We start from the raw sequence: 10,531 nt of genomic DNA, 5'->3' as shown, positions 1-10,531 counted from the left end.
TCAAGGGGTGGGCGGGGCGTTCCGGATAGATGCGGAAGCGCCTTACATGTGAAGACAATAGTTGCACACGCTGGCTAATGCAAGTGCTCGGCCGCCACCGGGTTCCGGCGGTAGTCGCCCGGGGGTACGCCCGGCGCCCGCCTGAACGCGACACTCAGCGCGCTCGCCGCCCCGTAGCCGACGGCGTGGGCGATGGCGGCCAGGCTGTCCTGGCCCTCGCGTAGCCGTCGGGCGGCGAACCGCCCCGGCGGCGTCGCCGCCCACGCCCTCGACCCCGCCGCCCCGCCGACCCGCTCTGGGAGTACGCGCCGCCACCCTCCGCATCGCCTGACCCGCGGGCCGGACTCCCGATTGCGCGAGGCCGGGCCCCGTCCGATCGTGAACCCATGCCGAGCCATCGCGTGTACCGGAAGGGCGCGGCGAGGTGAGCCGCGCGCCGTTCTCCGTCCTGCGCCGCAGTGTCTCCCCGCTGGAGCTCTTCTTCGACCTGGTCTTCGTCTTCGCCATCGGCCAGCTCGCGGAGCACCTGCACGAGGAGCTGTCCTGGCGCGGTGCGGCGGAGACCGCGGTGATGCTGGTCGCGGTGCTCAGCTGCTGGGCGCTCACCAGCTTCGACGCCACCTTCCTGGACGTGGAGCTGCCCCGGACGCGGTGGCTGGTGCTGACGGTGATGGGCCTGGGGCTGTTCATGAACGCCCAGGTGCCGCACGCGTTCGCCGGCCGGCCGTGGGCCTTCGCCGTCCCCCTGGTCGCGATCCTGTTCCTGACCGACGTCACGGCCGCCGTGACCGCCCCGACGGCCGTGCTGCGCCGGCACTACCGCCGGGTGACCGTGTGGGCGGTCGTCTCCGTCCCGCTGTGGCTCGTCGGGGCGGGCGTCGGTTCCGGGCCACGGCTGGCCTGGTGGGCCGCTGCCGCCGCGGTCGACATGACCGGCGTGTGGCTGGCGCACCCGTTGCCCGGCAACGTCCTCACCTCCCGCGACCTGGTCTTCGACGCCGACCACATGGTGGAACGGATCCGTCTGTTCATCATCCTGCAGCTCGGCGAGACCGTGCTGACCATCGGCGGGGCGATCTCCGCCGCCCCGGTAGACCCGCCGACCGTGACCACCGGCCTGGGCGTGTTCGTCGCCGTGGTGTGCCTGTGTGCGAGCTACTTCCGGGGCGGCGAGTCCATCCTGGCGCGGCACGTCGCCACCGCGACCGACCGCCTGCTGCCGGTCCGCCACGCCGTCAGCGGCCAGTACCCCACCCTGGCCGGCCTGGTCGCCCTCGCCGTCGGCGCCGAACTCGCCATCGCCCACCCCACCGGCCACGGCAGCACCACGCTCAGCCTCCTCCTGTTCGGCGGCCCGATCCTCTACGTGATCACCCAGGCCTGGTGGTACTACACCTCCACCGGCCAGGCCTGGGGCACCCGCCTGCTCGCCTGCCTCGCCTGCGCCCTCGCTGCCGTCCCGGCCCGCTGGCTGCCGCCCCTGGTGTCCGTCCTGCTCCTGGACGCCGTCCTCGTGTCGCTCGTCCTCGCCCTGAAACCGGTGCACCGCCGTGTCCTCGCCGCCATGCCCGACGCGGGCCCGCCCTGACCGTCGGCCCGCCGGAACGCGCGGTGCCCCACCGCCGGGAGGCGATGGGGCACCGCGGTCACAGGAGGAGTCCGACGGCCGACAGGATCAGGCGGTGGGCAGGATCCGGCCCCAGCCGATCCAGCCCGGAGTGGCGAAGTCGTGCCGAGGTCCGCGCAGCCGCCGCAGGGCTCAGTCGCCGATCCGCCCCCGGATGCGGCGGGACGGCTGGAAGGCGTACAGGTCGAGGACACCGGGCATCCCGGCCGCGCCGGGGCCGCCCGCCTCGATCCAGGCGGTGAGGTCGGCAGCCGCCTCCGGATCGTTGACCAGCCCGAGCCAGACCGGCCGCCCGCCCGCCTTCCGGCCCTCCGGGGAGGGCTGGACGACGATCACATTGGCCCGCTCGCAGGCGTCCAGGCAGTCGACCGGGCGCACGTTCGCCGTTCCCGCCAGCGCGGCCCGCAGCCCGGCGAGCTGGGCGGCATGATCGAGGCCGGGAACCTTCGCCGTACCGCAGCAGCAGCCCCGGCAGACGGTCACGGTGCAGCGGGCCGCCGCCCCCAGGGCGGGAGCCTGGGCCTTCTCGCGCGCCCGGCGGCTCATCGGAGGCCCTCGGCGGCGGCCCGCTTCCAGGCAGCGTCGCGCAGCAGGCGCAGCCCGTTCAGGCCGACGATCACGGTGGAACCCTCGTGGCCGAGCACGCCCAGCGGCAGCGGCAGGGTGGCGACCAGGTCCCACACCACCAGCACGCCGATGAACACCGAGGCGATCACCAGGTTCTGCACCACGAAGGAGCGGGCCCGGCGGGAGAGCGCGACGACGGCGGGGACGGTGGCGAGTTCGTCGCGGACGATGACCGCGTCGGCGGTCTCCAGGGCGAGGTCGGAGCCGGCCCGGCCCATCGCGAGGCCGGTGTGCGCGGCCGCGAGCGCGGGAGCGTCGTTGACACCGTCGCCGACCACCAGCACCTTGCGCCCGGCCGCCTCCCACTCCTTGACCGCGGCGACCTTGTCCTGCGGCAGCAGCCCCGCCCGCACGTCCGTGATGCCGACCTCGCCGGCCAGGCGCTTCGCGGCGCGCGGGTTGTCGCCGGTCAGCAGGACCGGGGCGGCACCGGTCAGCGCGGTCAGCGCGCCGACGGTCGCGGGGGCGTCCGGACGCAGGCGGTCCGCGATGCCGAGGACGCCGGCCGGGACGCCGTCGACCTCGACGAGGACCGCGGTGCGGCCGCCGTCCTCCAACTCGGCCGCGACGGCGGCGGCCCGCGCGCGGATGCCGCCGTCGGCGCCTCCCCCGCCCTCCGGCCGGGAGGCGCCTCCGCGCAGCCGCGCCGGGGCGCCGACGGCGACGGCGCGGCCGTCGACGGTGGCGGTGACACCGATGCCGGGGGCGGAGGAGAAGTCCTGCGCCGCGGCCGGGGTGAGCCCGCGGGTGCGGGCGGCGTCCACGATCGCGCGGGCGAGCGGGTGCTCGCTGGGGTGCTCGGCCGCCGCCGCCAGCGCCAGCAGCTCCTCCACGGTGAAGCCGGTTCCGGGCAGCGGACGGATGTCGGTGACGCGCGGAGTGCCCTCGGTGAGGGTGCCGGTCTTGTCCAGAGCGACCGCGTCGACCTGGCCCAGCCGCTCCATCACCACGGCGGACTTGACCAGCACGCCGTGCCGTCCGGCGTTGGCGATCGCGGAGAGCAGCGGCGGCATGGTGGCCAGCACCACGGCGCAGGGGGAAGCAACGATCATGAACGTCATCGCCCGCAGCAGCGAGCCGGTGAACGCGGCGCCGAAGGCCAGCGGGACGGCGAAGACCGCGAGGGTGGCGACGACCATGCCGATCGAGTACCGCTGCTCGACCTTCTCGATGAACAGCTGCGTCGGCGCCTTGGTCTCGGACGCCTCCTCGACCATCTTCACGATGCGGGCGATCACCGAGTCGGAGGCGTCCCGCTCGACCTTCACCCGCAGCGCGCCGGTGCCGTTGAGGGTGCCGGCGAACACCTCGTCGCCGGTCGCCTTGGCGATCGGAAGCGGCTCGCCGGTGATGGTGGCCTGGTCGACGTCGCTCGCGCCGTCCAGCACCCGTCCGTCGGCGCCGATCCGCTCGCCCGGCCGGACCAGGATCGTGTCGCCGACGGCCAGGTGCCCGGTCGGCACGGTCTCCTCGGTGCCGTCGTCGAGCAGCCGGGCCGCCGTCGTGGGGGCGAGGTCGAGCAGTCCGCGCACCGAGTCGGCGGTGCGGGCGGTGGCGATCGCCTCCAGCGCACCGGAGGTGGCGAAGATGACGATCAGCAGCGCGCCGTCCATCACCTGCCCGACCGCCGCCGCGCCCAGCGCCGCGACGATCATCAGCAGGTCGACGTCGAGCGTCTTCTCCCGCAGCGCCCGAAGGCCCGCCCAGGCCGGCTCCCACCCGCCGGTCAGGTACGCGAGCGCGTACAGCGGCCCCCACGCCCAGGCCGGGGCGCCGGTCAGCTGCAGCGGCAGCGCGATCAGGAACAGCACCAGCGAGGCGGCGGCCCATCGGGCCTCCGGCAGGGCGAAGATCCGCGTGCGCCGCCGGGGCGCGACAGTCGCGGGCGCCGCGGCCACCGCGGTGGCGGGGCGCTCGGTCAGGGTGGAGGACATGGCAGGCAGGACCCTTCGCACAGGCCAGGGCAGGACTAACGACTCAACTCACAATACAGGAACATATGAACAGTTCTTCATCTATGGTCTGTAGTATTGGCCCATGGGTCATGGAGCCGCTCCCCCGAAGAACGCCGTCCCCCGCATACGCCTGGACGCCTCCAACGCCGCCCGGGTGGCCGGCACTCTCCAAGCCCTGGCCACACCGTCGCGGCTGCTGATCCTCGCCCGTCTGCGCGAAGGCCCCTGCGCCGCCACCGAACTCGCCCACGAGGTCGGCATGGAACAGTCCGCCTGCTCCCACCAACTGCGCCTGCTGCGCAACCTCGGCCTGGTCGTCGGCCGGCGCCAGGGCCGCTCGGTCGTCTACGCGCTGCACGACAACCACGTCGCCGAACTCCTCGACCAGGCCGTCTACCACACCGAGCACCTGCGCCTCGGCCTGAGCGACGCGGCCGAGGCGCAGGCCGAGGCCGACGGATCGGACCCGGCGCTCGACCCCACGCCCTGACCGGCCCTCCCCGCACCGGGCGGGACGAAGTCCGGCGGGAACCCCCCGATGACGTCTTACACGCCTTTGCCGTCGCTCTGCCGAGCGGCTGACGGGCGCTCGACACCGTCGTACCCACACCGACCGCAGGACGACGGAGGGCACGGCGATGACGACGAGCACGAGCACGAACGGCGCGAAGAGACGCGGCACCCTGGCGGCCGCGCCGCCCCTCACCACCGCCGACCCGGCGTCACGCCTTCACCTGATCGGCTCCCCCCGTGTCCCCCGACGCGCTGACCGTCCGGCGCGCCGCCGGGGCCGCGTCGGGCCGATCTGGCCGTAGTGGAGCCCAGCGTCCTCGATCCGCCGGAGAGCCCCATGAACCAGCGCCGCCTCGCGGCCGTCTCGCTCGCCGCCGTCACCCTGCTCACCGCGGTGTGCGGCGGTTGTTCGAGCAGTAAATCGACCACCGGTCAGTCAAGCCCGTCCCCCACCGCGACGCAGCCGACCAGCACCGCCACCGGCACCGCCACGAGCACCCCGACCGGTGCGGGCGGCGCCGCGATCGTCGCGGCAGCACCCATCGGCCAGTTCGGCGACATCCTGGTCGACTCCCAGGGCATGACCCTCTACCTCTTCGAGAAGGACACCTCCACCGCCTCCACCTGCTACGGCGACTGCGCCGCGGCCTGGCCACCGGCCCTCACCGAGGGCGCCCCCACCGCCGCCCACGGCGCCGAGCAGACCAAGCTGTCCACGAGCACCCGCACCGACGGCAAGACCCAGATCGTCTACAACGGCCACCCGCTCTACCACTTCCAGGGCGACAAGGCCCAGGGCGACACCAACGGCCAGGAATCCAGCGCCTTCGGCGCCAAGTGGTACGTCGTGAACCCGGCCGGCAACAAGGTCGAGAGCAGCTGATCCGGTGACCGGCGACGAGCGCCCGGAGTCCGGGCGAACGCTACGGGCCGCGCTCTGGGCGCTCCCGCCGGTCGCGGCGGTGGTCGGCGTGTTCTGGTTCGGCCGCGCGCACACTCCCGCGTACGCCACCTCCCTGTTCGGCGCCCGATTCGGCGACGCCCAGCAGCTGAAGGCCGAGCTCGGCACCGCCCTGCTCGGCCTCGCCCTGATCCAACTGCTGCTCGCTCTCTGGCTGTACGGGCGACTCCCCGGCCTGGGAGCGGCGCCACGACCGGTCGGACGGATCCACCGGCTCGGCGGCCTCGCCGCCTTCCTGCTCTCCCTGCCGATCGCCCGGCACTGCCTGGTCGCCTACGGGGTGCAGCTGACCGACGCCCGCACCACCCTGCACTCACTGAGCGGCTGCTTCCTCTACGGCGCCTTCGTCGCCAAAGTGATCGTCGTCCGCCACCGGCGACTGCCCGGCTGGGCCCTGCCCGCCGCCGGCGGCGTCCTCGTCCTCACCATCGCACTGCTCTGGTACTCGGCGGCGCTCTGGTACCTCAACGGCTACCACGCACCGGGCTTCTAGCCTGGTGGGATCGGTCCGTAGCCGATCCCACCGGAAGCCCCCTCGCAGCTCGGGGCACCCGTCCACGGGCCTCCGGCGGAACGCCGGGGAGCGCCGGGGAGCGGAAGTGGTGGTCGGTGCGCGGGATGCCTGGCCGAGGTGACGGCGTCCAGTTCGGTCCCGGCGCCGTAGAGCTCCTCGGCGACGGCCGCGGTCAGCTTCGCGAAGTCGGCGAACCTGGCCTCCTCGGAGAGCTTGCCGCCGGTGGCGGCGTCGTACCAGATCCGGCCGGCCTTCTCCCAGGCGTTGCCGCCGATGGCGGTGGCGGTGAGGTGGAAGGCGCGGTTGCGGACACCCGAGTTGACGTGCACTCCGCCGTTGTCCCGGTGGATCGGCATGTCGTGGCAGCCGTCCGTGTGGGCCGGCTGCGGGTCCTTGCCGAGCCTGGGGTCGTCGTAGGCCGTGCCGGGTGCGGCCAGCGAGCGCAGGGCCTTGCCGTTGACACCCGGGGTGAGCATCCCGGCGCCGAGGAGCCAGTCGGCCCGGTCGGCGCTCCGGCCCAGCGCGTACTGCTTGACGAGGGAGGCGAAGACATCGGAGATGGGCACGGAGAGCGCGCCGGGCTCCTTGTGTACCGGCCTGGGGCGGCGAGCAGGCCGCCGAGCATGCCGTAGGCGGCACCGCCCCTGCGGTCGGTGACGGCGGCGGCTCGCTCGTCAACCGGGCCCAGGCGCGCGACGGGCGCACCGAGCTGGTGGCCGGACTCACCACTTCAGCTCGTTGGAGCCGACGTTGCGTCAGGCCCCGGAGTCACCAAGCGTGTCCGGTGGAGGGCTGGGCGGTGCCCGGTGCGCTTCCTCGACTTGACGGACTGCCATCCAGCCGCTTATCTCTTTACCTATGGAACTAGATAAAGGCGCCGACCAGCCCTCTCCCATCGAGTTCCGCCTGGACCCGGCCTCCGGCATCCCGACCTATCTGCAACTCGTGCAGCAGGTCGAACAGGCGTTGCGGATGGGCTGGTTGACCGAGGGGGACCGGCTGCCCCGGGTGCGCGAGGTGGTCGCCGGCCTGGCGATCAACCCCAACACCGTGCTCAAGGCATACCGGGAGTTGGAACACCGGGGCCTGGCCACCGGCCGGCGCGGCCAGGGCACCTTCGTGCGCGGGCTGCCCGCCGGGGTGGTTCCGCTGCGCGAACGGGCCGCGCTGCGGCGGGGGTTGCTGGACTGGATGCGCTCGGCGCGAGCCGCCGGGCTGGACGAAGGGGGGATGGTTGCGGTGTTCGAGGACGCGCTGCGCGACCTGCGCGAGGGCCGTGACGGGGTGGTGGCCTGATGGCCGGAGACACGGTGATCGACTGCGGCGGGATCGGCAAGCGCTACCGCCGCTCCTGGGCGCTGAAGGACTGCAACCTGGCGATCCCCGCCGGGCACGTGGTGGCACTGGTCGGCCCCAACGGCGCGGGCAAGACCACCCTGCTCGGCCTCCTGGCCGGGCTCTCCCTGCCCACCGAGGGCGCGATGAACGTCCTCGGCGGCCAACTACCCGGATCCCCCGAGGCCTTGGACCGGATCGCCTTCGTCGCCCAGAACGCCGCGCTCTACCCGGGCCTTCGCGTGGGCGACCTGCTCGCGATGGGCCGCCACCTCAACCGCCGCTGGGACGACGCCCGGGCGCGCACCCACCTGGCGGACCTCGGCATCCCGGTCGAGCGCAAGTACGGGCGCCTCTCCGGCGGCCAGCAGGCCCAGGTCTCGCTCGCCCTGGCCCTGGCCAAGCGCCCCGAACTCCTCCTGATGGACGAGCCGCTGGCCGCACTCGACCCGCTCGCCCGGCACGACTTCATGGCCGCGCTGCTCACGGCCGTCGCCGAGGACGGCCTCTCGGTGGTGTTCTCCTCGCACGCCGTCAGCGAGCTCGAACAGGCCTGTGACTACCTGGTGGTGCTCGGCGGCGGCCGGGTGCAGGTCGCGGGGGAGGTCGACGACCTGCTCGTCGGCCACCGGATGCTCACCGGCCCGACCGCCGAGGCCGAGGAGGTGGCCGCCCGACTGCCCGTCGTGCGCGACCGCCGCGCCGGAGCGCAGTCCCACCTGCTGGTGCGCACCGGCGGCGCGGACGCCCCGGTCTCCGGCGCCTGGAGCCAACAGCGTGTCGGACTTGAGGAGTTGGTGCTCGCCTACCTGCGCGAGCCGACGGCCTCCGCCCTCCCCGGCCCACGTCGGGCTGTCCCTACCGGTGAAGGAGCACTGCGCGCGTGAGCACGCTGACCGCGACCCCGGGCGCCTCCGCGCTCGGGGTGACCAAGGCCGCCGCCCTGCGGCATCGCACGTCCCTGCTGACCCTGTTCGGCGTCCTCTCCGCCCTCGGCGCCCTGTTCTGGGCGCACGGCTGGTACGTGCACGACGGCCTGACGGCCACCGGGGCGGACACCTGCGACCCGGCCTCCGACGAGTGCATCACCATGTGGAAGAACTTCCTCCGGGAGTACGGCGCCGCGCTCCAGGTCGGTGACAGCTTGCTCTACGCGCTCGGCGGCGCGTTCGGCGCCTTCCTCGGAGGCCCGCTGCTGGCCAGGGAGTTCGAGCACGGCACCTACCGCTTCGCCTGGACGCAGGGCGCCGGCCGCGCCCGCTGGACGGTCGGCGTGACGGCCCTCGCAGGCGCCGCGCTGGCGGCGGGATCACTGCTGCTCGCACTGGTGCTGGCCTGGTGGAACGCGCCGCTCGCCCAGGAGAGCAGCCGCTTCGGCCGCGACCTCTTCGTCCAGGGGGCGCCGGTGATGGTGGCCCGCTCGCTGCTCACCTTCGCCGTGGCCGTCCTCGCGGGCGCGGTCCTGCGCCGCACCGTCGTCGCGATCGGCATCGCCCTGGCCGTGTCGGTGGCGCTGCCGTTCGTGGCGGAGGCGGTGCGGTTCAACTACCTGCCGCCGATGGAACGCACTGTCCAGACTCTCAACTCGGTCACGACGGACCAGAGCTGGGTCTCCTCCGTCTGGTTCTCGGACGTGGCGGGCAACCGGTACACCTCGGACGAGTTCTACCGCAAGGTCGACACCTTCACCCAGGGCCGGGCGCTGTTGCGCGACGGCTCGTTCACCGCGCACGAGGTCTACCAGCCGGCCCACCGCTACTGGCCGTTCCAGTGGATCGAAGCCGGCTGGATGTTCCTGCTGGCCCTCCTCCTGGCCACGGCGGCCCTGTGGTGGGTGCGCCGCCGGGCGGTCTGACGAGGAGGTCGGCATCCAGGTCCCGGCCGGGAGCGTCCGGCCGGGCGAGGCCCCGGAGGCCGCCGCGCTGCGGGAAGCCCGGGAGGAGACCGGGCTCACGGACGTCACGATCGTGCGCAAGCTCGGCGAGACCGAGTATGACATCAGCCCGTACCGGTTCGAGATCCAGCACCGGCACGTCTCGAGAGCAGCCGAGCGGAGGGCTTGATGAACGCGAGCGCGCGCGGCGCGGCCCAGTGACGGGCGCGATCGTAGGCTCCCTGGGCCATGTCGATCGCCTCCTGCGGGTATCCGCGCAGCATCGCCCGGAGGCTGATCGTCGCCAGGGTGCACGCGGCGACCTCGACGTCGCCGGCCGCGCGGGCCAGGCGCAGGGCCGGAGTGGTGCAGGCGCCGATCGCGAACGAGCCGGCGCCGGGGAGGAGAAGTTCGACGGTTCACGGGGACGCTCCAGTGCTCGATGGCGCCGCGCAGGGCGACCTCGGGGTCGCACGGGAAGTCCAACCCCACACCGGGGTCGACTGGGCGCACCTCGCCCATACCCGTCTCCCCGAGCGTGACCGGCCGCCCGAGGCGTTCGCCCAGCGCAGCGGCCAGGCAGGCGGGCGCCGGCCGGCGCGGCACCATGGCCAACTCGGCCCAGCGTTTTGCACCCGTATGGGTGTATGCGGTATGCGCTCCGCGCTCGGCCGCGAGCTCGTTGGCCCTGCGCGCCGGCCAGCCGTGGCTGGCCCCGGGTCCTCCTTGCCCCTTGATCACGTGTCGGCGACAGATGATGACGTGATCCGCAAGGGGGTGACGCCATGCGCACGGACGTGACGCACTTCGCTGAACTGCCCGACCTGACGGCCGAGCCGGTCGGGCCACCGCTACCGTGGGAGCGGTGGCCCTACGCATGCGGAGTTGAGTTCCCCGCGGACTACCGCGAGTTCATCGACCGGTTCGGGCCAGGAGAGGTCCGCAGCTACCTGGGTGTCAACGCTCCGTGGCCATGGCCGGGCGCATCACAGGACGGGGCGATCCTCCGCGTCTTCACGTCGAGGACCATCGATGAGCTTGGTCCGGCGTTCCGGGAAAACCTGCGCGAGGAGATGGTGGCCACGCTCGCCGAGGCCGTCTCCGTCCGGAGCGTGAACCCGACGTG

The 10,531-nt window shown here is 73.5% G+C and carries 11 protein-coding genes and 1 pseudogene; 8 read left to right on the top strand and 4 right to left on the bottom strand.

Annotated elements, in window-relative coordinates; genetic code table 11:
* Positions 1-74: 74 nt before the first annotated feature.
* Complete coding sequence (locus ACFVVU_RS03925) at positions 75-398, bottom strand: helix-turn-helix domain-containing protein (protein ID WP_387788289.1); 324 nt, start codon at positions 396-398, stop codon at positions 75-77.
* Positions 399-424: 26 nt separating this feature from the next.
* On the opposite strand from ACFVVU_RS03925, the gene ACFVVU_RS03920 reads away from it, so the two are divergent.
* Positions 425-1,588: a low temperature requirement protein A gene (locus ACFVVU_RS03920; protein ID WP_387788288.1), complete on the top strand. Its 1,164-nt coding sequence runs from the start codon at positions 425-427 to the stop codon at positions 1,586-1,588.
* 171 nt (positions 1,589-1,759) lie between these two features.
* Here the strand turns inward: ACFVVU_RS03920 and ACFVVU_RS03915 are convergent, their stop codons facing one another.
* Both ACFVVU_RS03915 and ACFVVU_RS03910 read right to left on the bottom strand, forming a co-directional pair.
* The gene (locus ACFVVU_RS03915; RefSeq protein ID WP_387788287.1) at positions 1,760-2,173 is read right to left on the bottom strand and encodes a (2Fe-2S) ferredoxin domain-containing protein; all 414 of its coding nucleotides are present in this window, start codon (positions 2,171-2,173) and stop codon (positions 1,760-1,762) included.
* Positions 2,170-4,188: a heavy metal translocating P-type ATPase gene (locus ACFVVU_RS03910; protein ID WP_387788286.1), complete on the bottom strand. Its 2,019-nt coding sequence runs from the start codon at positions 4,186-4,188 to the stop codon at positions 2,170-2,172. The genes ACFVVU_RS03915 and ACFVVU_RS03910 overlap by 4 nt, the downstream gene beginning before the upstream one ends.
* Before the next feature lie 103 nt (positions 4,189-4,291).
* Here ACFVVU_RS03910 and ACFVVU_RS03905 point away from each other — a divergent pair, with 103 nt between their 5' ends.
* From ACFVVU_RS03905 to ACFVVU_RS03895, 3 genes are all read left to right on the top strand, one after another.
* Positions 4,292-4,699, top strand: coding sequence for an ArsR/SmtB family transcription factor (locus ACFVVU_RS03905; protein WP_387788285.1), 408 nt, complete (start codon positions 4,292-4,294; stop codon positions 4,697-4,699).
* A gap of 360 nt (positions 4,700-5,059) precedes the next feature.
* Entirely contained in the window at positions 5,060-5,605 is a 546-nt protein-coding gene (locus ACFVVU_RS03900) for a hypothetical protein (protein WP_387788284.1), read from the top strand.
* A 4-nt stretch (positions 5,606-5,609) separates the two neighbouring features.
* The gene (locus ACFVVU_RS03895; protein WP_380687046.1) at positions 5,610-6,176 is read left to right on the top strand and encodes a DUF6529 family protein; all 567 of its coding nucleotides are present in this window, start codon (positions 5,610-5,612) and stop codon (positions 6,174-6,176) included.
* Between the two features lie 131 nt (positions 6,177-6,307).
* Here ACFVVU_RS03895 and ACFVVU_RS03890 read toward each other — a convergent pair.
* Positions 6,308-6,781, bottom strand: a pseudogene (locus ACFVVU_RS03890) (M4 family metallopeptidase); the annotation flags it as partial.
* Positions 6,782-7,055: 274 nt separating this feature from the next.
* Between ACFVVU_RS03890 and ACFVVU_RS03885 the strand changes: the two are divergent.
* The 4 genes from ACFVVU_RS03885 to ACFVVU_RS03870 are packed head-to-tail and all read left to right on the top strand — an operon-like array spanning position 7,056 to position 9,595.
* The gene (locus ACFVVU_RS03885) at positions 7,056-7,493 is read left to right on the top strand and encodes a GntR family transcriptional regulator (protein WP_387788283.1); all 438 of its coding nucleotides are present in this window, start codon (positions 7,056-7,058) and stop codon (positions 7,491-7,493) included.
* Positions 7,493-8,419, top strand: coding sequence for an ABC transporter ATP-binding protein (locus tag ACFVVU_RS03880; protein WP_387788282.1), 927 nt, complete (start codon positions 7,493-7,495; stop codon positions 8,417-8,419). The genes ACFVVU_RS03885 and ACFVVU_RS03880 overlap by 1 nt, the downstream gene beginning before the upstream one ends.
* On the top strand, positions 8,416-9,387 hold the full coding sequence (locus ACFVVU_RS03875; protein ID WP_387788281.1) for a hypothetical protein: 972 nt from the start codon (positions 8,416-8,418) through the stop codon (positions 9,385-9,387). The genes ACFVVU_RS03880 and ACFVVU_RS03875 overlap by 4 nt, the downstream gene beginning before the upstream one ends.
* Before the next feature lie 13 nt (positions 9,388-9,400).
* On the top strand, positions 9,401-9,595 hold the full coding sequence (locus ACFVVU_RS03870) for an NUDIX domain-containing protein (protein WP_387788298.1): 195 nt from the start codon (positions 9,401-9,403) through the stop codon (positions 9,593-9,595).
* Positions 9,596-10,531: the final 936 nt, after the last annotated feature.

This window comes from Kitasatospora sp. NPDC057965 (assembly GCF_042887135.1).
Classification (GTDB): domain Bacteria; phylum Actinomycetota; class Actinomycetes; order Streptomycetales; family Streptomycetaceae; genus Kitasatospora.
The sequence above is the reverse complement of the archived record's forward strand: the minus strand, read 5'-3'. Positions and strand labels throughout refer to the sequence as shown.